The following is a 22,426-nucleotide window of genomic DNA, read 5'->3' as shown; positions in this document are numbered from 1 at the left end:
TTACGGCATCCTCTGTCCTACAGCATCGTGTAATTAATTAAGGGTGCCAGCGACTTCAACTACAGACAACACCAACAAACAAGCAAATCAAACACCAACTTTTCAGAATATTCCTACAGCCTAAACAGCCAAAAAAAACCAACAACAAAATATTACTTAAAGCCGAATGCCAGCCATTTGTTACAAACAACTACCCAGCCATTGAACAATATTCCGCGGCAGGTCTATATTTTTATCGCCCTGAAGTTTAACGACCAGCAATTAAAGTGTGATCAAGAGGACACAGCATGCAGAAGAACATGATGACCGGCCTGTTGTTGGCCGCACTGCTTGCCCCGCTCGCCAGCGCCAACGCCGACGTCCGCGAGCTGGCTTCTTCGCCCCGATGGCTGACCACCAAGGTCTACCTCGACGGCGCCCCTGAAACCGACGTCAAAGCGAAGTACCCCGGCGTCGTTGGCATATCGACCTGGGATCCCGAGCGTAATCGATACGAGTTCTTTTACACCGATACCGGCGAATCAAAGTACAACAACGGCGGCGGCGGTTATTTCTTTGTCACCGGCGATCAGCAACAGCACATTCTTGTGCCGGATATCGGCCCGACCAGAACATGGGTCAGACGTCTGGAAACATTGAACAACCGCGAATTCACTTACTCTCGGGAAGTACCCCGCGACATGGTCGACAATAACCCTCTCGTTCGCATTCATGTCGTTCACGAGCCCTATACCGGAACGATAGAAACCAGGTCCGTCATCAAATAATAAAACCAGGAGTTCAATATGCAAAAATCACTTAAAAACCTGCTGATGTCGGCGTTACTGATTTCTTCCGTCTATTGCGCCGGGGTCAGCGCACAAACCGCTACCCAACCCGCAAAAAATGCCGTCGCCACTGCCGACAACGCGATGATGCTGACTGTGTTTCTGAAGCATGATCAAACCCGACCATTAAGTGAACTCAAGGCCCAGCTCGCGCAACAGGGTTTCCATAAAACCTTTCCCCCGGCCGGAGTCGAGGTGGTGAGCTGGAACATCATGATGGGTATCGGCCAGGTCGTGACCGTGCGCTTTCCTGTCTCGCGTCTGGCGGAAGTGAATCTTGCACTGGAAAACACTGCTTGGGGCAGCTACCGCACCGAGTTCTATCCGACCTACGATTTCAAGCCGATCGCGATGGCTGAGCAAGCCAAAGCCCAAGCGGCTCAATGATGTCGGCAGCACACCGGATCACCGGTGTGCTGCCAGCCTTGCTTCTTGTCCGAAGCCGTCCAGAATCAACGCACCACTGCGCGAATGACAACGATTGCCAAGTCGCTGCGGATTCAGCACTCTGAAACGACTTTCGCGACCAACCCGCCGACGTTCACAGGAGCCGCGCAATGCCCGCAACCGTTCTGGTACTGGTTGAAACCATCAATGACTATTTGCCGATCCTCGAACATCAGGGCTTCCACCTGATTCTCGCCCCCACACCCGCCGAACGTGCGCACGCCATTGCCTCCCAAGGCAGCCGTATCGATGCGGTGCTGACCCGCGGTCCGCTGGGCCTCACGGCGGAAGAGATCGCCGCCCTGCCCGCGTTGAAGATCATTACCGTCATCGGCGCCGGCTACGAACAGGTCGACCTGCAAGCCGCCAGCAACCGTGGCATTACCGTCACCAACGGCGCCGGGGTCAACGCCTCGTCGGTGGCTGACCATGCGATGGCGATGTTGTTGGCACTGGTCCGGGATATCCCGCGGTGTGATGCCGCCGTACGCCGGGGTGAATGGCCGAAGATCATGCGCCCGTCGCTGGCCGGCAAACGCCTGGGGATCCTCGGGCTGGGCGCCGTCGGGTTGGCGATCGCCAAACGTGCGAGCCTCGGCTTCGACATGGAAATCAGCTACCACAGCCGCCAGGTGCGTAGCGATGTGCCTTATGCGTTCTGCTCGACGCCGACCGAACTGGCCCGGGCTTCGGACTTTCTGATTGTCGCCACGCCCGGTGGCATTGGCACCCAACATCTGGTCACCCGCGCGGTGCTCGATGCGCTCGGGCCGAAAGGCTTCATCGTCAACATTGCCCGCGCCAGCGTCATCGCTACGGCGGATCTGATCACTGCGCTTGAACAACGCAGAATCGCCGGCGCCGCACTCGATGTGTTCGACCACGAGCCACAAGTGCCGGATGCGCTGAAAACCCTGAGCAACGTGCTGCTGACGCCACACGTCGCCGGCCTGTCACCGGAAGCGACGCAAGGCACGGTCGAACTGGTAGGCAAAAACCTCGTGGCGTTCTTCTCAGGCGAGCCCGTGCTGACGCCCATCGCGCTGCCACCGAAACTCAACAACCAGCGTGTGCACTAAAGCACGCCGAGCAACGTCCATAAACGCCGCGATTCGGCGTCGGCACTGATCAGCTCACCGAGTAACTCGCTCAGCGGTTTGTTGCCCCACTCGACTCCCCGGCGGATCAGATACGGCACCGGGCTGTGGGGTTCGGTGCGGGCCAGGTATTCGGCGATCAGCAGCAATTGTCGATAGGCCTCCTCACGATTGGCCGGCTCGCGAAACACCTGAGCAACCGGCGCAGGCTCTTCAGGCTGCGTCATGATTGCAGTGGCTTCGACCACGGGCACGGGCGGCGCCGGTTGTTGTGGGTGCATGGCGATAAACTCCTGAACCAGCTTCAGCAACGCTTGAGTGATGTCCTGCAAGGGCCGTAATCCCGGGCCTTGCTCACCCAGATAAGCATTGCTCCAGCTGTCGAGCCGTTGCAGGTGTTGCAGGCTCAACAGCAGATTGCCCTGGGTGCGCAGCCAGAATGCCAGCGGTGTGGCACGGATCTGGTCGCTGAGTTTTTTCTGTTCATTGCGTGCAGTTTCTGCCGAGTTTTTGGCATTCTTGCTGTCGTTGACCTGCACCTGTTGAATCTGCAAACGCCGCCAGACTTCCAGGGTATAAGCTTCGAAATCGCTGTTGCGAGTGCCGAACAGCGGCACGCGAGTGAGCAACACTTCACTGTAGCGACGCACCAGCCATTCCAGCGGAATCACGCGCCACGACTGATCGCCCTCCTCGGCTTGCGGGTGCAAGTGTTCAGGGAAGCGCTCACACAAACCGGCGATCAGCGCGAGGCTGCCGGGCAATCCGTCCAGCGCTTGCAGGTGCAGCCACGCTTCGCCGAGCCAGGCGCTGAGCATCAAGTCCTTGCTGCGTTCGAGCAATAAAGCAGTGGTGAGTTTCTCGACCTCCGGCCAGTTCGCCCGCTTCAGTGTCGACTGCCAGACCCCGGTCGGCAGGCTTGCATCATCCTCGCGGCGCAAGTCGCGCAACTGATCGAACTCACGCTCATAACGCAAATCGACGCCGCACGGCGCATCCGCGCTGATCGGCGCGAGCAGTTGATCAATCAGGTCTGGCACAGCGGTCGATGGCAGGCTCACAAGCCCTCCTTCTGCGATTCAAGGGCGACAGTGCTGCCGGTCACCTGAAACGGTGAGCGCGGCGCACGGGTGGGCAACGGTGCAATCGACAGCGGCAATTTCGAACCCTGGCTCATCAATGACAGGCGCACGAACATCCGCGTGAATTCGCTGGTGACGCTGTTGGCCGACGCGGTCACGGGCAGGCGCAGGGTCAGCGGGAAATCGGTGTAATCCATGCTCGGCTGACGCTGCACCGAGAAGTGCGCACGCATCATCCGCAGCAACGACCATGGCCCGCCGTATTCCCAACCGGCCTCCAGGTCACGCACCACCAGATTCGGTTGCAGCGGATCATTGACCGGACGTTCCTTGCCGTTGCGCGCCCAGCGCAGGGTCAGGCGAATCGGCTGGCCGAGCATCCAGCGCAGACTCGGCTGCTCGGCCGCGACCGGGTAGTTGATCTGCTGATTGCCGGCGAGCAACCCCCAGGCAATCACTTGATCGGCACCCTGTTCATTATCGCGATCGGTGCGCCAGCGCACGTCGAGCTCGACGCCGAGGATGCCGCTCTTGTCGCGCACGAACAGCGGCGTCAGCCAGGTGCTGGCCTGCTTCAAACGATTGAGAAAGTCTTCAGCGGCGACGCGTTCCGGCGTCTGATTCGTGGCCAGTCCGGCCTGGGCGACCGGCAGGCGTTTATCGATCAACTCCAGCAAATACTGAACCCGCGCCGGTTCGGCATCCGGCATCTGCACGCCGTTGGCGAATGGAAACCGGTCAGCGAGGTACTGATTGAAGTAGTTGGCCAGCTCATTCCACGCGGCCGCCGCCTGTTGCACTTGCAACTGCTGACAACGCTGCATGGCTTCCTGTTGCAGCTCGACCGCGCGCATCGCCAGGGTGCCGCGCCCACCGGCAAGGTTGGCGGTCTGCAACATTTGCAGGCAGGAATTGACGTCCATTTCGATGAAATCGCGGCTGACCAGTTGTTCGATCTGCGCTGGCGAGCTGGCCGGATTGGCTTCCTTGTATTTACGCAGTTCATCGTTCAGCGCGCTGAACTGCGTCACGCGTTCGTAATCCAGCGCCGAGAGATTGGCTTGCTGTGTCGTCAACCACTGTAACGAAGACGTGCGCCGCTCAGTGATGCCGAGCATGGTGTTGAACTGCTGCTTGAGGCTCAGCTTCAGGTCCTGCACATCACTGGCGCCAAACAATTGCAGGCCGAGGTTTTTCGAACCGTCCCACTGACTGATTTCGGTACGGCCGCCGAACATCGGCTGTGCGGTGATGTCTTCCAGCCCCCCGGTAATCTGCGCCATGGCGCGGCGGTTGAGGGCCGCTTGCAGGCGTGTGGAGAGATCCGCGCGGTGCACCTCGACAAACGCCTTCTGCAGGGCCATGGCTTGCTCGGCCTGGACGTTGAACACGGCGTAAGGATGCGCTTGGTCGTTGTGATCCTTGAGGCTTAGCCACATCGCCTGAGCGGCGGCGCGTTCGGCGGTTTTGAGCAGGGCAATCCGATAGGCCGGCGGAATGCGCGGCAGCTCTTCAGCGACGTAGCTGTTGTAGTCGGCGAAATACTTCAGCGACTCATTGAGATCATCGCCGTCTACGGTCTGGCCTTGCAGGTTGACGTTGTCTTCACTGTCGCGCAGAGCAACCGAAACGAATTCACGCTTGAACAGCGCCTGTATCGCGTTATCCAGCTTGATCACTTGTTCCTGCAAGGCCAGTTGCCCGCTGACTTGTTGCACCAGCAGGTTGTCCCGCGAGCCGATCTGGGCGATCCACTGATCGCGAAAGCTCTGCTGCAAGCGTGACGCTTGCGTGTCGAGGTCTTGTTGGACTTGCACGCCCAACAATGTGCTCTTGCCCACTTTGGCGAGGAAGTCACCATAACCCGGCACCAATTCCTGGCCTTTGCCGCGACTCCACGTCGAATTGGTCAGGGCAATCGCCGCTTGCAGATCGTCGACCAGCGCGGTCAGGTCTTCCAGCTCCCGCAGGCTGTTGCCACTGCCGGCTTGCAGTTGATCCAGATGCAATTTGAGGTAGCCAGCCTTGCTGACAAAGTTGTCGGCGAGGAAATATTGATCCAGCCAGCGCTGCATCAACCCGGAAAAGTTGCTGACGATCTGCGGTCGGTCGACGCTCAGATCCAGTGCCTGCAAGCTGCCGTCTTCCCCGGCCACGAGCAGCCGATTGTAGAACGCCGCATACGGCAAGGTGCCCGTGTTGAGGTTCAGTGACAGCGCGTTGTTGCTCAATTGCACCAGGTCGTCCAGGGGCGCGCGCGGGTTGTTCTGCACTTGATTGAACAACTGGTTCTGCTGTTCCAGACGCAAGGCCCGATCCACCAGATCGTTCGCCTTCAGATAGTTCTGCCACTGCGCCGGGTCGTCGCTTTCGACACTGCTGCGCCGGTCGGTGCTGCGGATTGCCTTGATCTGTGCCAGTTGCGCGCTCAACAGGTCATGCAGCGGCACCATGATGTGGCGCTGGGTGGACTGCAAGACTTGCTGCTCAAGCTGATTGTCCAGCGAGGAAAACCACGACGTCGGAAACACCAGAGAAACATAGTTCCAGTGCGGCGCACGCTCGAGCACGCGCCAGAAGGTCTGCACGTTGCGTCGGGTCGAGTCGACCCGCTGCGCCTCGTCGCTGATCGCCACGTAGCCCTTTTGCGCGCCTTGCATCTGCCGCGCCAGTTCGTGGGCATCCTTGACCGACACCTGCCAGACCCAAAGCATCGCCACCGCCCAGATCACCCCGACCACCAGCGCCACGCCGGCCGTCAGCCGCTGCCAACGCTGACGCAAGCGCAACAGACGCGGCACGCCTTGCGCCAGTCCGCGCTCGCCGACCAGACGCTGGCGCCACAACTGGCGCACAAAGACGCTTTGCTGCAAGCCGCTGTCATCAGCGGAAAATCCATCCTTGGCATCCTCCGAGGCCTGACTGGCGCTGAAATAGACACCGCGAAAACACGGTGCTTCACCCTGGGCGTTACCTTGAAACACCGGCTCCAGAACACTCTGCAAACCACGCCGCAAGGTTTCCAGACGCTCCGGCAAGGCGTACAGATCGGCGCTCAACTGGCCGGACAAGGTGCCGATTTCGATGATCGCTTCCGCCACAGCGCGATGGATGCGATCGAGCGCCTGATCGCTCCATTGCCCTTGCCAAACCGCATCGCGTGAATAAGGCGACGACCAGCCAAGGGTACGTTCGCGGGCCTCGTCGGGCAGCGCGCTGATCAGTTCCTGGAAGCCCGGCAACTCTTCAAGCCCGGTGATGATTACGTACACCGGCACACTCAGGCCAAAACGTTGCAGCAGATCGATGAAGCGCCGGCGTGCCGCCAGTCCTAGGCTGGCAGCCTGTTCGAGATTACTCAAGCGACTGACCGGCACCAGCCAGACCACCCCGTCCAGCGGCCGTTTGCTGCGCATCCGCAGGATCAAACCGAGCAACCGCCACCAGCCGCCACGCTGCAAATGCATGCCGTCGTCGGGCAGAAACAACGCCTGCGGCACCACCAGCACGGCGCCTTCCGGGTCCGACCACCAGCGGCCGAACCACGCCGGTTTGTCGGTCGGTTGCAGACGCCATTCACTGACCAGTTGCGTGCCCTGGGTTTCGTCGCCGAGCATCAGCAGCCATGGCATCTGATAGCGATCGTGACTGCCCTGCTCCTGCTCCATTTGTCGCACGGCTGCGTAGAAACTGCGGATAGCGGCGCCGCTCTGAGTGCGCAACCACCACACCGCCAGCGCAATGATCACCACGACCAGCAGCAGCGCGACACCCCACACGACCATCGTCAGGGTACTCATGAGTCTTGCTCCGCTGGCGCCACCGAATCGATGATCTGCAGCACCGGGTCCAGCTCCGAACGAATGTCACGCCAGAGGAACTGGCCAAGCCCGGTCAGCAACAGCACCATCGCCAGAATCCCCAGCGCCAGGCGAAAGCCATCCGGCAGTCCCGTGCGCACCGGCAGTTGCAATGGCGGGGTCAGCGACGGCTGCACCAGGCGCTGACTGACATCGGCGTAACTGGCATCGTCCTGCCAGGCGAAGGTGTACAGCGCCAACCGCCACTTCTCCAGTTGCGCCTGGCTGTGTTCGCCACGCAGACGCCCGTGGAAGCCGAGGATCAGACACTGCAGATAGACATTGGCCAGATCGCGGGTGGTCGGTTGCTGCTCGTCGAGCAAGGTTTGAATCGCCGCCGGCACTTGTTCGCCGGCCTGACGACTGGAATACAGACGCGACTCCAAGGGTTTGTCCTGCCACGCCGACTGCCCGGGCCATGGTGTGAACAGCAGGGTTTCATCGACCAGCGCGACGAATGCATACACCAGTGCCTTGACCTGCTCGGTCGCCGAATCGCCGACCCGCGCATAAGCGGTGCGCCACAATCGCTGCGAAGCCTGTGTCGAGAGTTCGACAACGGTCTCCACCAGCGCCGCTTCGTCCTCGCTGTCCTTGGGCAATTGCACCCAGTCCTGTTGCCATTGCTGCCACGTCTGGCGGAACGCGCTGCTCAACGGTGCGTCCTGCAACCCAAGGCTTGCGGCACTTCCTTGCGACATACGGCGTTCCTTGTGTGATCAGGCGCTTTCACTGTTCTGGGCGACAAACAGCACCACTTGCCACGGACTGCTGGTCAACTTCGCCGCCGGTGCGGCGATCATCAGCGGCAGTTGCGCGTCGAACCACGTGCCTTCTGCAGTCAGCACAAACAGCCGGGTGTCCTCGCCGACGCTATAGGCCACCTGTTCGCTGCGGCTCATGGCCTGATGGGACAAACCGCTCATGCGCTGACGACTGAGCAGCGCGATGTGCGGCGCCGAAGCGATGATCGCGCCGCGCAACCAGTCGATCGCGGCTTGCTCGCTGGCACCGTTGGGCATGCGCAGACCGATGACCAGACGCTGACTCGGCTGCTCGTCCGGCAGTTGAATCGAAAAACTCTGCTCACCACGTTCGAACGGCAGGCTGCGGTAGCCGGCGCGAATCAGTTCGAGGGTGGTTTCCAGCCATTGCAGCACCGCGTCATAACCGCGCTGCAATTCGACAAAATCCAGCGGGGCAAACGCCGGCACGCCGGCCAGCGGATCCAGCGCCGACCACGCGCCCGCCAGTCCGAGCAGGTGCACATACAGCGCTTGCGGATGGGCGATGCGGCTGTTCAGCGCGCCTTCGACTTCCGGCAGGCGAACCCACAGCGCGGTCAACTGCCGACGGATTTCCAGCGCGTCGTCCTGATTGCCGGCCTGCTGCGCCTGTCGCAAACGGCCGCCGAGAAACAGGCACTTTTCCCGTGCCCGCGCACAGAGGCCGGCGACGCGTCGACCGAGCGCCGATTCCGGCAACAGAGTAGGCGTCGGTGGGGTATAAGACAGCGGCAGGAAACCACCGCCCTCCTTGCGGATTTTCAGCAGCGGCAGACAGATCGAATCGGCCTTGTTCTGTTGCGTGCACAGGCGTGGATTGGGGCGCCACACGGTGATCGACTCAGGAAATTCACCACTGGTGAGATCCGGCAGTGCGTCACCCACCACCGACTGCAAGCGGCCCTTGAGCGGCAGCAACTGCCCGGCCCGCCACATCGGGCTGATCGCCAGGTACACAGTGACAGTGGCATCGTCGGTGGCATCGATCAGCGCACTGACATCCAGTTCCAGTGCCGGCCCGATCCCGGCCTGCAAATCCACCGGCAAGCCGTCGGGCATCGTCCCTTGCAGCGACAAGACGCGCACCACGCCAGCGCTCAGCGCCGAAGGATCGAACTCCATATGGCTGACACCCCAGAACCACGGATTGCAGGCTTGCGCCAGATGCGCGCCGAGCGCTTCGGCTCGCAGCCCTTGCAACTGAAAATGCTGTGGCAGCAATTGCATGCCTTCGTGCCAGCAAACCGCGTCAGGTAGCAGACTCATACGACTCCCTTCGACAAGGCCGCAATCCGGCGGCAGCGGTGGTGTGTCAGTGTTCGGTGTTGACCAGGCTCATCTCGCGGCTGTCGAATTTCAGCCACGCCTCACTCTGATCGTCGAGGCGCAAGCGGTGTGCTCCGGGTGTGGTATAGCTGGCGAAAACCAAAAGTCCAGCGGCCTTCTTGCCCCCTAACGGGAAGGGTTGACGGTCGATGAATTGCCCCGGCACCAGCTCCAGTCCCCACACGCTCATCAGCTGGCGATAGTCGCGCTGGTACTGCTCGCGTTCGGCGAACCACTGACTGGCACTGATGCCGGACAGTTGCTTGAGCAGATCAGGGTCGACGACCGCAATGAAGTCCACGGCAATCGGCGTGTCGTCGTTGGCTTTCGGCGCGACGTCGAGGGTCAGGCTATCGAGGTCCACCTTCGGCCCGAAGAGCGAGCAACCGGCCAGGGACGCAAACAGCAATGTTAGAAAAAGTCGTCTACGCAAAATGAATTTTCCTTTTCGCGAACCTGTCCAAAAATGTTTTTGCTTGCATTTTTATAGACCTGTTCTAGCGTCTTGGGTAGTTCGGTTCCTACAGCCGAATGAGGAAGGTTTGTCAAAGGAACGACAGGTCATCTGCCTCCCTTTCTAACCTACGGTCCAGCAAGGGAAAGCGATGAACGGGCCACCCCGATGCATTGCGCCCGCTCATCGCATCGGAGTCCGCCGACATGGCAGAAAGTACTCAACACAAGCTCGACCGGGTGCGCCCGCCCCGAGTGCAAATCACCTACGACGTCGAAATCGGCAACGCCATCGAGAAAAAGGAGTTGCCGCTGGTGGTCGGGATTCTCGCCGACCTCTCCGGCAAACCGCTTGAGCCATTGGCAAAACTGACCGAGCGGCGTTTCACCGAAATCGACCGTGACAACTTCAACGAAGTGCTCGCCTCGATCAGCCCGCGCGCCACGCTGCAGGTCAACAACACCCTCAGCGGCGACGACAGCAAGCTCAATATCGAACTCAACTTCAAACACATCGACGACTTCGACCCGGTCAAGGTGGTGGAGCAAGTCACGCCGCTGCGGCGCCTGTTCGAGGCCCGCCAGCGCCTGCGCGACCTGCTGACCAAACTCGACGGCAACGATGACCTGGACAAGCTGTTGCGCGATGTCATCGCCAACACCGAAGGCCTGCAGGAAATCAAATCGGCCCGCCCAGACACCGCTACCCCGGCAGCTGATGCCGAGGCGCCGGCCGAACCGCAAGCCTGATCGTCCACTTAATCGAGGGGAGAATTCGCCATGCCCGCTTCAGCTCAGAAACAAGCCAGCGACAGTACGACCGAGACACTTTCCCTGCTCGACCAGATCATTCTCGACGGCCGCATGGCCCACGATGACAGTCAGCAGGATTACGCTCGCGACATGCTCGCGGAATTCGCCACCCAGGTCCTCGACGAAGGCATGGCCATCGACAAGGACACCGTGGCGATGATCAACGACCGTATCAGCCAGATCGACGAACTGATCAGCGCCCAGCTCAACGAGGTCCTGCACCACCCCGACCTGCAAAAACTCGAAGCCTCGTGGCGCGGTCTGCACCTGCTGGTGCAGAACACCGAAACCAGCACCCGGCTGAAACTGCGCCTGCTCAACGTCACGCAGAAAGAGTTGCAGAACGACCTGGAGAAAGCCGTCGAGTTCGACCAGAGCGCACTGTTCAAGAAGATCTATGAAGAGGAATACGGCACCTTCGGTGGCCATCCGTTCAGCCTGTTGGTCGGTGACTACACCTTCGGCCGCCACCCGCAGGACATCGGCCTGCTGGAGAAGCTGTCGAACGTTGCCGCCGCTGCGCATGCGCCGTTCATTGCCGCCGCCAGCCCGCGCCTGTTCGACATGAACAGCTTCACCGAACTGGCGGTGCCGCGTGATCTGTCGAAGGTGTTCGAGAGCCAGGAGCTGATCAAGTGGCGCTCGTTCCGTGAGAGCGAAGATTCGCGCTACGTCTCGCTGGTGCTGCCGCATTTCCTCCTGCGTCTGCCCTACGGCCCCGACACCTCGCCAGTGGAAGGCATCAACTACGTCGAAGACGTCAACGGCACCGACCACAGCAAATACCTGTGGGGCAACGCCGCGTGGGCGCTGTCGCAACGCATCACCGAAGCGTTCGCCAAGTACGGCTGGTGCGCGGCGATTCGTGGCGCTGAAGGCGGCGGCGCGGTGGAAGGTCTGCCAGCGCATACCTTCCGCACCAGCTCCGGCGATTTGTCGCTGAAATGCCCGACCGAGGTGGCGATCACTGACCGCCGCGAAAAAGAACTTAACGACCTCGGTTTCATCGCCCTGTGCCACAAGAAAAACAGCGATGTGGCGGTGTTCTTCGGCGGCCAGACCACCAATAAATCCAAGGTCTACAACACCAACGAGGCCAACGCCAACGCGCGCATTTCGGCGATGTTGCCGTACGTGCTCGCAGCCTCGCGTTTCGCCCACTACCTGAAGGTGATCATGCGCGACAAGGTCGGCAGTTTCATGACTCGCGACAACGTGCAGACCTACCTCAACAACTGGATCGCCGACTACGTGCTGATCAACGACAACGCGCCGCAGGAAATCAAGGCGCAGTACCCGTTGCGTGAAGCACGGGTGGACGTCACCGAAGTCGCCGGCAAGCCTGGCGCCTACCGGGCGACGGTGTTCCTGCGGCCGCACTTCCAGCTCGAAGAGCTGACCGCGTCGATCCGCCTGGTGGCGACGTTGCCGCCACCGGTTGCTGCCTGACCTGCTTTGCCCCCGCCGCCGCTGCGGTGGGGGTTTTCTCTATCTAGCGCGACACCCTTCAGGAGTTTCAAGCGATGGATGCAATCATTCTCGACCTCGGCGGCGACATCAAAGGCGACAGCCTGCTCGAAGGTTTTGCGGACAAGATCGAAGTCATGTCCTACAGCCACAACGTGGCGATGCAAGTTACCAACGACGTCAGCAACTCGGAACGCACCTCCGGCAAACCCCATGTCGGCGAGTTCACCGTGACCAAGTTTATCGACAGCTCGACCCCGTCACTCAACGAATACTGCTGCGCCGGCAAACCGATCCCCGAAGCCATCATCACCATCGGCCGCAACGCCGCCGAAGGCAGCGGGCAGTTGATGCCCTTTATCGTCTACACGCTCACCAACGTGGTGCTGTCCAACGTCAGCGTCAGCGGCGGCACCGGCGGCAAACCGGTGGAAACCGTGTCGCTGAACTTCACCAAGATCAAATGGGAACTCACCGCACAGAAAGACGACGGCACCAAGGAAGGCACCGCCGCGTCGACCTGGGATATGGCCGCCAACAAGCTTGTCAGCTAACCCGGCGCTCTGGCCATGGCAGGCACCGGCATGCGCGCGCCACTGTTCGAACGCCTCGCGTCCAGCGAGGCCGAAGGCGCGCGCGAGTTCGATCGGCAGGACTTGCTCGACTCGGTACACGCCGAGCTCGGGCGCTTGTTCAATACGCGACGAGGCCCGCGCACGCTGACCACGCCACCCAGTGTGATCGACTATGGCATCGCCGACTGGAGCGCTCTGCAACAACAGCGCAGCGACGACCGTCGGCGGCTGGCGCGGGACATCCGCGAAGCCATCACGCATTTTGAGCCGCGCCTGCTGCTGGCCGACGTTCAGGTCAATCCCTTGCCCGAGCACCCGCAGCAAATGAGCATTCGCCTGCTCGGTGAGTTGCGCAGCGGCCGCCAGCGCTGGCCGGTGGCGTTCGTCATCGAACCGGGTGGCCAAGGGCTGGAGGTGCGCCATGAGCGACTCGATTGACCCGCAACTGCTCGACTACTACCAACGCGAACTGACCTGGCTGCGCCACGCTGGCCGTCAGTTTGCCGAGCGCTACCCGAAAGTCGCGCGGCGTCTGGAGCTGTCACCGGGCGAATGCCCCGATCCGCACGTCGAGCGTTTACTGGAAGGTTTCGCCCTGCTCGCCGCACGCCTGCAACGACGCCTCGATGACGACTACGCCGAGTTCAGCGATGCACTGCTCGAACAACTATATCCGTTGGCGATGCGGCCGCTGCCGTCCTGCGCCATCGTGCAGTTCGAGCCTGACCCGAGCAAAGGCAATCTCGATGACGGCTATCCCCTGCCCCGTGACACGCCGCTGTTCGTGACCACCAGCAAAGGTGAAAGCATTCACTTTCGCACGTCGGCCGCCGTGCGTTTGTGGCCGATCGAAGTCACCGAGGCGTTGTTGCTCGGCAGCGATGAAGCCCAGGCATTGACCGGTGTGGCGCAGTCGCGTTCGGCATTGCGCCTGAGTCTGCGCTGCCGCGGTGAAAGCCAATGGTCGGCGCTGGGCATCGAGCAATTGCGCATTCATCTGGCGGCCTCACCGGTGGTCAATGCCTGCCTGTATGACCTGCTCGGCGCCCATGCGGTGCAAGTGCTGGCGGGATCGCCGGGCAGCGTTCCGACAGCGCTCAAAGGCCTGCCGAAGATCGTCGGTTTCGCTGATGACGAAGCGCTGTTGCCGGATGAAGACGGGGTCCATCCGGGCATGCGTTTGCTCGCCGAATACTTTGCTTTCCCGGACAAATTCCACTTCTTCGATCTGCCACTGGGCGGTGTCTCCAGCGACAGTCAGACACTCTATCTGTACATCGTTTTCGACCGTGCCCCAGGCAGCCGCGTGCACTTGCAGGCCAGCGACATCGCCTTGGGCTGCGCACCGGTGATCAACCTGTTCCCGCGTACTTCCGAGCCGCTGCGCCCCGACGGTACGCGCAGCGAGTATCGGTTGATCGCCGACAGCCACCGCGAAAACAGCGTCGAGATCCACAGCATTCGCGGCATGCGCGCCAGCTCCAGTGCTGGCGTGCAGCGTCTGCCGGCGTATTACGGCAGCCAGCACAGCGGCGGCGATCAACAGCGTTACTGGCATGCGCGGCGGGTCAACGGCATGACGCCGAACCGGCTCGGCAGCGATTTGCTGGTGAGCGTGGTCGACACCCGTTTCGAGCCACAGACCGACCTGCCCGATTACAGCCTCACCGCAGAATTGCTCTGCACCAACCGTCATCTGGCGCAAAGTCTGCCGGCCGGTACGCCGCTGGGTTTCGAGCGCCCTGGCCCGGTTGCCTGGGCACGCCTGCGCAACCCGCCGAGCGCGCAAAGTCTGCCGCGCCTGGACGGTGATTCGCGCTGGCGACTGGTGTCGCAACTGACCCTCAATCACCTGTCACTGGTCGAAGGCCCCCAGGCGCTGGACGCACTGAAAGAGATTCTGCATCTGCATAACCTGCGTGATGAGGCCAGCGCCTTACGACAAATCGAAGGCTTGCTGCAGCTCAATTGCCAACGCGTGATCGGCCATGTCGGCGCCGATGCCTGGCGCGGCTGGCGCAATGGTCTTGAAGTGCAGTTGCAGCTCGATCCGCAGCACTTTGTCGGCAGCAGCGCGGTGCTGTTTTCGGCGGTGCTGGCGCAATTCTTTTCCCTGTACGCCACGGCCAATCGCTTTGTGCGCACCGTCCTGATGCAGTCCGACAAGGAGGTCAAGGCATGGCAACCCCAAGCCGGCATGCCTCTGTCGCTCTGACGCTGAGCCAACGTCTGCGCCGCGATCCACAGGCGTTCGAGTTGTTGCAGGCGTTGCTGGTGCTGGAACGCGAGCAACCTCAGGCCGAACCCCTCGGCAGCGGTACCTCGCCTCAGGCCGAAGCGGTGAAACTGCGCGGACCACTGACGCCGATGTTTGCCATCAGCCAGCTTGAAGCCCTGCACGAAGAACCCGGCGAGCCGCTGACGATCGACACGCCGATATTCGGTCTCGGCGGCCCTGACGGCCCACTCCCCTACGCTTATCAGGATTGGCTGCAACAACGGGCGCGGGCCAAGGATCATGCGCCGGCGGCGTTTCTCGATCTGTTCCAGCATCGCTTGCTCAGCCTGCTTTACAAAGTGATGCGCAAACACCGGGTGGCGCTAGGCTTCGTCACACCGGGGGCGTCACCGGTGCAGGCGCAATTGCGCGCGCTGACCGGTTTGCTGCCCAAGGCTTTGCAGGAACGTCAGGCGGTGCCCGATTGCGCGGTATTGGCCTGCACCGCGCTGTTTGCCGACGGCCGCCGGTCGCTGGCCGGGTTCGCCGCGATTGTGCGCGAGCAGTTTGCCGTGCCAGTCGAGTTGAGCGCCTACGAGGGTGCCTGGCGGCAGATCCCGCCGACCAGCCGCAGCGTGATCAAACCGGGTGGACGCAACTTGCAACTGGGCCGCAGCGCCGTGGCCGGCACCCGGGTCTGGGATGAACATGCCGGCATTCGCCTGACCCTCGGACCGTTGCCGTCGGCGCAGGCCGCATGCTTCTTGCCGGATGGCGAAGCGCACCCGGCACTGGCCAGCCTCGCAGCATTGTATTTCGGCCCGGATCTGGAGGTCAGACTGGTGCTGCGGGTCCGCGGTGCCGTGCCGCTGAAACTCAGTCGACAGGCGCCGGCCCTGGTCAGCTGGAACGGCGGTTTGCAGCGTCAGGCCAGCCTCACCGTGCAAACGATCGAAACCCGCCTTCGTCAGCTGGAGATCACCTGAACATGGAACTGGCCAGCCTGATCGGACGCCTCAACCCGGACAATCGTCGCGCTCTCGAACGCGCCGCCCAGCGCTGCTTGCAGCGCGGCCATCACTTTGTCGAGATCGAACATCTGTTGCTCGAACTGCTCGACATCGAGGGGGGGGATTTGGCTTTTCTGTTGCCGCGTTTCGGCCTCGAACGTGATGCGCTGACGACGGAGATCAACAAGGCGCTGGATCTGTTCAAGGCCGGCAGCACGCGCACGCCAGCACTGTCGTCGCACACTTTGGGTTTGCTCGAAGACGCGGTGGTCCAGGCCAGTGTGTTGGGGCTCGACAGCATTCGTTCCGGGTTGCTGTTGCTGGCGCTGGTTGATCGCGATGAGCGCCGCAGTTTGCTGCTCAACAGTGCCTCGTCGTTACTGCGGATTCCCAAAGAAGCACTGCGCGCGAATCTGCTGGAATGGACGGAAAATTCTCGCGAGCATGTCGGCCCGCGTGCGGTGTCATCGGCAAATCCAGCACCGCGCCAGGACTCGGTACTCGATCAATACACCCAGGATCTCACCGCCGACGCCCATGCCGGACGCATTGATCCGATCGTTGGCCGCGACGGCGAAATTCGCCAATGCATCGACATTCTGCTGCGCCGCCGGCAAAACAACCCGATTCTGGTCGGCGCGCCGGGGGTGGGCAAAACCGCCGTGGTCGAAGGCCTGGCCCTGCGCATTGCCGCCGGCGACGTGCCGCCATCGTTGCAGGAAGTCAGTTTGCGCGTGCTGGATCTGGGTCTGTTGCAGGCCGGCGCGGGGGTCAAAGGTGAATTCGAACAGCGTTTGAAAGGCGTGATCGATGCGGTGCGCAGTGCCGACAAACCGATCATCCTGTTCATCGACGAAGCCCACACCCTGATCGGCGCTGGTGGTGCCGAGGGTGGCAGCGATGCGGCCAACCTGCTGAAACCGGCGCTGGCCCGTGGCGAGTTGCGCACCCTCGCCGCCACGACATGGCTGGAGTACAAAAAATACTTCGAGAAAGACCCGGCCCTCGCCCGCCGCTTTCAACTGGTGCAGGTTGAAGAACCGGACGAAATCACTGCCGTGGAAATGCTTCGCGGCGTGGCCGCCAAACTTGAACAGCACCACGGCGTACAGGTGCTCGATGCCGCTATTCATGAAGCGGTGAAGCTCTCGCACCGCTACATTTCCGGCCGCCAATTACCGGACAAAGCCATCAGCGTGCTCGACACCGCGTGCGCCCGGGTCGCCCTCGGCCAGCACGACGTGCCGCCGCCGCTGGAAAGCCTGCGTCACCGCCAGCAAAGTCTGCAAGAGGAAGTCGAACGCCTGCGCCGCGAACAGGCCACCGGGCTGGACCATCGCGAACGCATCACGCTGCTGGAAAGTGAGTCGAAGAGCAACGTGCAGGCGATTCGCGAACTGCAAACCCGCTGGAGCGAAGAGCGCGTGGCCGTACGCGAACTGCTCGATACCCGGCGCGAACTGCTGGCCTTGAGCGAACGTGCCGACAGCGACAAGCCCGATGAAGCCACCGACAGCCGCATCGATCATCTGGCCGCCGAGCTGTTGCGCCTTGAGGCCGGACTCGATGCGATTCGCCAGGACGATCCACTGGTGCCGGAACAGGTCGACACCAAAACCGTCGCCGCCGTGATTGCCGGCTGGACCGGCATCCCCGTCGGCAAAATGCTCGCCGACGAAGCCCACGCGGTGCGCACACTCGGCACGCGTATGGGCCAACGGGTGATGGGCCAGAGCACCGCACTCAACACCATCGCCCAACGCTTGCAGGCCTACCGCGCGGGACTGACCGATCCGCAAAAACCAGTGGGTGTGTTCCTGCTGGTCGGCCCTACCGGCGTCGGTAAAACCGAAACCGCTTATGCCCTGGCCGATGCGTTGTACGGCGGCGAACGCAATCTGATCAGCATCAACCTTTCGGAATATCAGGAAGCCCACACCGTCAGCCAACTCAAAGGCGCACCACCGGGTTATGTCGGTTATGGCAGCGGCGGCGTACTGACCGAAGCGGTGCGGCGCAAACCGTATTCGGTGGTGTTGCTGGATGAGATCGAAAAGGCCCATCCGGATGTGCTGGAGGCTTTCTACAACGTCTTCGACAAAGGCTTGATGGAGGACGGCACCGGGTTGGTGGTGGACTTCAAGAACACCGTGATGCTCGCCACCAGCAATGTCGGCGCCGAGCTTTTACTTGATACGCCGGTTGCACAACTGGGTTCCGAGGCTTTCAACGAGGCGTTGCATAAGGTCTTGCTGCAAGCCTTCCGCCCGGCGTTTCTGGCGCGCATGACCGTGGTCGCGTATCGGCCGCTGGATGAGGCGACGCTGGAAGGGATTGTGCTCGCCAAGCTGGAAAAACTACGTGGCCGTTACAAGGCTGCGACCGGCAAGCAATTCGAGTTTGATTCAGGGATTGTCAAAGCGGTGCTCGCCAAGTGCAGCGCGGCGGGTGCGCGGGATGTCGAGAATGTGTTGATGACGCAGGTGACGGGGAAGTTGGCGGAGTGGGTGTTGGAGTGAAATTGATCAAGGATGAAGACCGTCAGATGTCCAGTTGAATGTCAAAGCAACTGCTCAAACAACCAAGGATAGGAAAAAATGTTCAGACGACTGACAACTAAAGTTATCTATGAAATTGGCGTTCGTGGTTTTGCCACCATCCCTGAACACCTGCGCATTGTTCAAGGAAAAGGCGACTACAACTGCATGGTTGCCAGTGCAGCTACGGCCTTTAACGTGAAATCCAAGGCCAAAATATATGACCTTCCGAAAATGAAAACACACTTCGACAGCACTTTACTGGTTGGCGACAGCAATGGCAGCGGGTATGACAATCGGAACTTCAAATGCGTATCTGAGAAGCTGGGATACCCTGTGAATTTTTGGGGCTACAACAGCAAAAACCTCCAGGAAGAAAAACTCAAGGAAGCATTACCACTCGGCAATTTCATGATTACTTTAAGGTTCAACACACAGGCACATAGTTGCCTGCTTTGTGAAATTGACAAATATGGGCAATATCTTGTTTACGATCCCGCCCATGGAATGGTTCTCACCTATCAACGCAGCGAATTCTGGAAACTCTGCGAAGGTATTGACTACCTCATTTAGAGCATATTTTTCAACCGTTTTGCAACGGGAGTAACTGCAGCTATGGAACAGTTCAATTCGGTTCACGAAGGCATGGCGGAGTTGCACAAACGAAATGTGGGAAACAAGAAAATCCACGCGCTCCTGACCTTTCAACACAACAACAATAAGCTATGTAAAACGTGCTTTCTGTTCGATTCAAAGGAAGACGCGGGCTCGCAACTGGTCAAGTACGACCGATTGAAAATCAGCAATGTGCCAGTGCTTGAAATGCCGGCGGCCCTTGCTGCTCGTCAGGTTGCCATCGACGCGGAACTGGCGGAGGGAAATCTCGATGAGCTAGGCGTAGTGCAAGAGGGACACGCGGAAGAGTTTCTCATTGATTTTTTTGAGACAGCCGTCGCTTTGGCACAGGACGTCAAGTATGTGACTATTTACATCACCCACAGTCCCTGCATTCCCAGTGACAGAAAACCAAGTCACTCATTGCCGGGCTGGCCCGCGAGCTGCACTGCCAAGTTTGCCAAACTGGCCGCTGACCATCCCAAATACTCTTTTACTATCGCTTTTCTTAAAAAATACGGAAATTTGCAAGGGAATGACGCACCGCAAAAATTTCTCAAGAACCTATCAGGCGACAGGGCCAATCTGTCCTTTATAGAAATGAAAGATGGTCCTCCCTATGAACGTCCTTGAATCGACAATCAGTGAAGAAATCCGGAATTGCACGTTGGTTAAACCTTGAGGAGCAGTAGCAATGAAAGACACACTTCTGACGTATGTCGACGATGATGGAAAGAAGGCAGCCAAAAAACTCTGGGCCAAATACTCCGGTATTTGTGATCTCGTTGCCCCCACGACCCTAGGCTGGCGAGATTCATTTGGTGGCATGCTCATTATTATTGGACACGGCAGCACGATGGTAAAAAGAGACAGACACACCGGGCTGCACAATATGATCGGCAACTGTGGCAGTTGCTTCATCGTGCTCGCTGCTTGCGAAGTCGGCGAGACCCACACCGAAATCGGCGAACTTCAGCCAATCGCTCAAGGCCTGGCAAATCTCAGGCCCCACGCCGTTGTATGGGGTACTTCCCGCGATCTCCCGCAGCAAGCCGTCAGCGACGGAACCTGCTTTTATAAAAGTCCGCTGTTTAACTGGTTGCAGCCTGCCAATGACCACTTCCCCGGCCTGTGGAAGCAATTCAAGAAGCAAGAGGATTTTGAAGCGGTTATGTCAATGTTGCCTAATCTGAACTTCAATTCTTTATAAATCCCATGCCTCGTCATGGTTGAGCGAGTGCATCGGCAAATTCTGCTCTTCGGCCCACTGCCGAATTTCTAACAAGGCTGCCTAATGCCGCGCGCCATCGACAGCAACACCAGCCTTTCCCTCACCGCCACTTCGCTGTCGGCGCTTTACCCTGAGTCACTGTCCGGCGACGAAGCCCTGAACATGTTAGGCGTGCAAACGCTCAATGGCCTCAACGACGGCACGTCCCTCACCCTGACTTCAGCCGTCGCTACACACGTCACCACCACTCTGCACAATGACGCACAACTGCGCCCGTTCGACGCGCTGGTCGCGGAGATACGCCAGTTGCCTGCCGATGCGACCGCAGAGCGCTATCAGCTTCTGCTCAGGCCATGGCTATGGTGGCTGACACTAGCCAGCAACAACCGCGTCTTCCAGAACCTCGCCACCTCGGACATCGTCACGACGATTTTCAAAGCCCACGGTTTCACCGACTTCAAGCTGTCGCTGACCGGCAGTTACACCCCACGCGAGTACTGCGTGCAGTACGGAGAAACTGATTTCGCTTTTGTCTCTCGGCTGCTCGAAGAGGAAGGGATTTTCTGGTTTTTCACCCATGACGCCGGCAAACACACGCTGGTGCTCGGCGACAGCAACGACGCCTTCGTGCCGATCCCCAACGGGCCGACGGTCAAGTACCTGGGCCAGGGATTGGGCGAACGTGAGTTGCATGGCATCCGTTCCGGCCAAGTCTGTTTACAAGCAGTGGCCGGGGTATATCGGGCGACGGATTATGAGTTCACCACGCCGACAACCTCTCTGTACGGCCAGGCCGAAGCTGTGGCCGGGCCGCTTTCGATCTACGAGCATCCGGGCGGCTACAACGCCAAGGCGCGCGGCGATGCGTTGACCAAGCAACGGGTCGACGGCTTGCGCAGTGAAGAGAAACGCTTTGTCGGTGAAAGCGATTGTCGATGGCTGGTGCCGGGGCACTGGTTCACCCTCGACGGGCACGACGATGCCAGTCTGAACATCGATTGGGTGGTGACGCGGGTCACCCATGACGCCAGCCACGAAAGTTATCGCAACCGTTTCGAAGCGATCCCCAAAGCTACGCCGTTTCGTCCGCAACGTATGACGCCAAAGCCGCGCATGCATCCGCAGACGGCCATTGTCGTGGGCAAATCCGGCGAGGAAATCTGGACCGACGAATACGGCCGGATCAAGCTGCAGTTCCCGTGGGATCGCGACGGCAAGAATGACGAAACCAGCTCCTGCTGGGTGCGCGTGGTGTTGCCGTGGAGTGGCAAGGGCTTTGGCATGCAGTTCATTCCGCGCATCGGTCAGGAGGTCATCGTCACGTTTATCGACGGTGATCCGGATCGGCCGCTGGTGACCGGTTGCGTCTACAACGGTGATAACGCCCTGCCCTATGCGCTGCCGGCCAATCAGACCCAGTCCGGAATTAAAACCCAGTCCTCCAAGGGTGGCGGTGGCTTCAACGAGTTGCGCTTCGAAGACAAGAAAGACGCCGAAGAAGTGTTTTTGCAGGCGCAGAAGGATCTGAATATCAACGTGCTCAACGACACCGCGGCCACCGTCGGTCACGATGAAACCCTCACGGTACAGAACGCCCGGACCCGCACGGTCAAGGATGGCGATGAGACGGTGACGCTGGAGAAAGGCAAACGCAGCGTGACGATTCAGACCGGCAGCGACAGCCTCGATGTCAAGGACAGCCGTACGGTGAAAGTCGGCGCCGACCAGAATCACAGCACCGGCGGCAACTACACCGACAAGGTCACCGGCGATTACAACCTGACGGTGGATGGCAACCTGACGATCAAGGTCAGCGGCACCCTTACTCTGCAAAGCGGCGGTAGTTTCACGATCAAGAGCGGCGCTGATCTGGCGACGTCCGCCAGCACCTCGATCACGCACAAGGCTGGCACTGCCTTGACCAATCAGGCCGGCACGTCACTGGACAACAAGGCCGGAACAACGCTGACCAACGACGCCGGCATCAGCCTGACCAACAAGGGCGCGGCCTCGCAGACCGTGGATGGCGGCGGCATGCTGACCATCAAGGGCGGTCTGGTGCAGGTCAACTGACAAGGAGAAG

General features: G+C 60.3%; 19 protein-coding genes. 14 read left to right on the top strand and 5 right to left on the bottom strand.

Annotation, left to right across the window (positions count from 1 at the left end; all coding sequences use genetic code 11):
* The first annotated feature begins 287 nt into the window (after positions 1 to 287).
* From AC5SEM_RS07745 to AC5SEM_RS07735, 3 genes are all read left to right on the top strand, one after another.
* Positions 288 to 767, top strand: coding sequence for a DUF4822 domain-containing protein (locus AC5SEM_RS07745; RefSeq protein ID WP_077573405.1), 480 nt, complete (start codon positions 288 to 290; stop codon positions 765 to 767).
* Between the two features lie 18 nt (positions 768 to 785).
* On the top strand, positions 786 to 1,214 hold the full coding sequence (locus AC5SEM_RS07740; RefSeq protein ID WP_077573406.1) for a hypothetical protein: 429 nt from the start codon (positions 786 to 788) through the stop codon (positions 1,212 to 1,214).
* A gap of 170 nt (positions 1,215 to 1,384) precedes the next feature.
* Positions 1,385 to 2,353 carry a 2-hydroxyacid dehydrogenase gene (locus AC5SEM_RS07735; protein ID WP_123593910.1) on the top strand — a complete coding sequence of 323 codons (969 nt, stop codon included), beginning with the start codon at positions 1,385 to 1,387 and terminating at the stop codon, positions 2,351 to 2,353.
* Here AC5SEM_RS07735 and tssA read toward each other — a convergent pair.
* Genes tssA through AC5SEM_RS07710 form a run of 5 tightly spaced genes read right to left on the bottom strand, consistent with a single transcriptional unit; the run spans position 2,350 to position 9,857 of the window.
* Positions 2,350 to 3,432, bottom strand: a complete 1,083-nt coding sequence (gene tssA / locus AC5SEM_RS07730) for a type VI secretion system protein TssA (RefSeq protein ID WP_495472559.1) — start codon at positions 3,430 to 3,432, stop codon at positions 2,350 to 2,352. The genes AC5SEM_RS07735 and tssA overlap by 4 nt on opposite strands.
* Complete coding sequence (locus AC5SEM_RS07725; protein WP_495472558.1) at positions 3,429 to 7,253, bottom strand: type VI secretion protein IcmF/TssM N-terminal domain-containing protein; 3,825 nt, start codon at positions 7,251 to 7,253, stop codon at positions 3,429 to 3,431. The genes tssA and AC5SEM_RS07725 overlap by 4 nt, the downstream gene beginning before the upstream one ends.
* Positions 7,250 to 8,014, bottom strand: a complete 765-nt coding sequence (locus AC5SEM_RS07720; protein WP_495472557.1) for a DotU/TssL family secretion system protein — start codon at positions 8,012 to 8,014, stop codon at positions 7,250 to 7,252. Before AC5SEM_RS07720 ends, AC5SEM_RS07725 begins: the two co-directional genes overlap by 4 nt.
* Positions 8,015 to 8,032: 18 nt before the next feature.
* Positions 8,033 to 9,364: a type VI secretion system baseplate subunit TssK gene (tssK, locus tag AC5SEM_RS07715; RefSeq protein ID WP_495472556.1), complete on the bottom strand. Its 1,332-nt coding sequence runs from the start codon at positions 9,362 to 9,364 to the stop codon at positions 8,033 to 8,035.
* A 46-nt stretch (positions 9,365 to 9,410) separates the two neighbouring features.
* Positions 9,411 to 9,857, bottom strand: a complete 447-nt coding sequence (locus AC5SEM_RS07710) for a type VI secretion protein (RefSeq protein WP_077573412.1) — start codon at positions 9,855 to 9,857, stop codon at positions 9,411 to 9,413.
* 227 nt (positions 9,858 to 10,084) lie between these two features.
* Here AC5SEM_RS07710 and tssB point away from each other — a divergent pair, with 227 nt between their 5' ends.
* From tssB to AC5SEM_RS07655, 11 genes are all read left to right on the top strand, one after another.
* Entirely contained in the window at positions 10,085 to 10,627 is a 543-nt protein-coding gene (gene tssB, locus AC5SEM_RS07705; RefSeq protein ID WP_064390536.1) for a type VI secretion system contractile sheath small subunit, read from the top strand.
* A 30-nt stretch (positions 10,628 to 10,657) separates the two neighbouring features.
* Positions 10,658 to 12,139 carry a type VI secretion system contractile sheath large subunit gene (gene tssC, locus AC5SEM_RS07700; RefSeq protein ID WP_007911038.1) on the top strand — a complete coding sequence of 494 codons (1,482 nt, stop codon included), beginning with the start codon at positions 10,658 to 10,660 and terminating at the stop codon, positions 12,137 to 12,139.
* Positions 12,140 to 12,213: 74 nt separating this feature from the next.
* Positions 12,214 to 12,711, top strand: coding sequence for an Hcp family type VI secretion system effector (locus AC5SEM_RS07695; protein ID WP_007911046.1), 498 nt, complete (start codon positions 12,214 to 12,216; stop codon positions 12,709 to 12,711).
* Between the two features lie 15 nt (positions 12,712 to 12,726).
* Positions 12,727 to 13,170, top strand: a complete 444-nt coding sequence (tssE, locus tag AC5SEM_RS07690; protein ID WP_471895192.1) for a type VI secretion system baseplate subunit TssE — start codon at positions 12,727 to 12,729, stop codon at positions 13,168 to 13,170.
* Positions 13,154 to 14,947, top strand: coding sequence for a type VI secretion system baseplate subunit TssF (gene tssF, locus AC5SEM_RS07685; protein WP_495472555.1), 1,794 nt, complete (start codon positions 13,154 to 13,156; stop codon positions 14,945 to 14,947). The genes tssE and tssF overlap by 17 nt, the downstream gene beginning before the upstream one ends.
* Positions 14,911 to 15,936 carry a type VI secretion system baseplate subunit TssG gene (gene tssG, locus AC5SEM_RS07680; RefSeq protein WP_077573415.1) on the top strand — a complete coding sequence of 342 codons (1,026 nt, stop codon included), beginning with the start codon at positions 14,911 to 14,913 and terminating at the stop codon, positions 15,934 to 15,936. The genes tssF and tssG overlap by 37 nt, the downstream gene beginning before the upstream one ends.
* 2 nt (positions 15,937 to 15,938) lie before the next feature.
* Positions 15,939 to 18,479, top strand: a complete 2,541-nt coding sequence (tssH, locus tag AC5SEM_RS07675; RefSeq protein WP_495472554.1) for a type VI secretion system ATPase TssH — start codon at positions 15,939 to 15,941, stop codon at positions 18,477 to 18,479.
* Between the two features lie 78 nt (positions 18,480 to 18,557).
* Complete coding sequence (locus tag AC5SEM_RS07670; RefSeq protein WP_495472553.1) at positions 18,558 to 19,070, top strand: hypothetical protein; 513 nt, start codon at positions 18,558 to 18,560, stop codon at positions 19,068 to 19,070.
* A gap of 42 nt (positions 19,071 to 19,112) precedes the next feature.
* Positions 19,113 to 19,745 (top strand): hypothetical protein, encoded by a 633-nt coding sequence (locus tag AC5SEM_RS07665; RefSeq protein ID WP_161986533.1) that lies wholly within the window; start codon positions 19,113 to 19,115, stop codon positions 19,743 to 19,745.
* A gap of 61 nt (positions 19,746 to 19,806) precedes the next feature.
* Positions 19,807 to 20,322 carry a hypothetical protein gene (locus tag AC5SEM_RS07660; protein ID WP_137217265.1) on the top strand — a complete coding sequence of 172 codons (516 nt, stop codon included), beginning with the start codon at positions 19,807 to 19,809 and terminating at the stop codon, positions 20,320 to 20,322.
* Between the two features lie 84 nt (positions 20,323 to 20,406).
* A complete protein-coding gene (locus AC5SEM_RS07655) occupies positions 20,407 to 22,416 on the top strand; it encodes a type VI secretion system Vgr family protein (protein WP_495472552.1) in 2,010 nt (669 codons plus the stop codon).
* Positions 22,417 to 22,426 lie beyond the last annotated feature (10 nt).

The sequence above is a fragment of the Pseudomonas sp. CH61 genome, assembly GCF_059429415.1.
Note: the sequence above shows the minus strand (reverse complement) of the source record. Positions and strands in the feature narration are given on the sequence as shown.

Coding starts and splice junctions, on each gene's coding strand:
- tssB (WP_064390536.1), top strand. CDS start 10,085: ATGGCAGAAAGTACTCAACACAAGCTCGACCGGGTGCGCCCGCCCCGA.
- AC5SEM_RS07745 (WP_077573405.1), top strand. CDS start 288: ATGCAGAAGAACATGATGACCGGCCTGTTGTTGGCCGCACTGCTTGCC.
- AC5SEM_RS07725 (WP_495472558.1), bottom strand. CDS start 7,253: ATGAGTACCCTGACGATGGTCGTGTGGGGTGTCGCGCTGCTGCTGGTC.
- tssK (WP_495472556.1), bottom strand. CDS start 9,364: ATGAGTCTGCTACCTGACGCGGTTTGCTGGCACGAAGGCATGCAATTG.
- AC5SEM_RS07660 (WP_137217265.1), top strand. CDS start 19,807: ATGAAAGACACACTTCTGACGTATGTCGACGATGATGGAAAGAAGGCA.
- AC5SEM_RS07670 (WP_495472553.1), top strand. CDS start 18,558: ATGTTCAGACGACTGACAACTAAAGTTATCTATGAAATTGGCGTTCGT.
- tssF (WP_495472555.1), top strand. CDS start 13,154: ATGAGCGACTCGATTGACCCGCAACTGCTCGACTACTACCAACGCGAA.
- AC5SEM_RS07720 (WP_495472557.1), bottom strand. CDS start 8,014: ATGTCGCAAGGAAGTGCCGCAAGCCTTGGGTTGCAGGACGCACCGTTG.
- AC5SEM_RS07740 (WP_077573406.1), top strand. CDS start 786: ATGCAAAAATCACTTAAAAACCTGCTGATGTCGGCGTTACTGATTTCT.
- AC5SEM_RS07665 (WP_161986533.1), top strand. CDS start 19,113: ATGGAACAGTTCAATTCGGTTCACGAAGGCATGGCGGAGTTGCACAAA.
- tssE (WP_471895192.1), top strand. CDS start 12,727: ATGGCAGGCACCGGCATGCGCGCGCCACTGTTCGAACGCCTCGCGTCC.
- AC5SEM_RS07735 (WP_123593910.1), top strand. CDS start 1,385: ATGCCCGCAACCGTTCTGGTACTGGTTGAAACCATCAATGACTATTTG.
- tssC (WP_007911038.1), top strand. CDS start 10,658: ATGCCCGCTTCAGCTCAGAAACAAGCCAGCGACAGTACGACCGAGACA.
- tssG (WP_077573415.1), top strand. CDS start 14,911: ATGGCAACCCCAAGCCGGCATGCCTCTGTCGCTCTGACGCTGAGCCAA.
- tssH (WP_495472554.1), top strand. CDS start 15,939: ATGGAACTGGCCAGCCTGATCGGACGCCTCAACCCGGACAATCGTCGC.
- AC5SEM_RS07655 (WP_495472552.1), top strand. CDS start 20,407: ATGCCGCGCGCCATCGACAGCAACACCAGCCTTTCCCTCACCGCCACT.
- AC5SEM_RS07695 (WP_007911046.1), top strand. CDS start 12,214: ATGGATGCAATCATTCTCGACCTCGGCGGCGACATCAAAGGCGACAGC.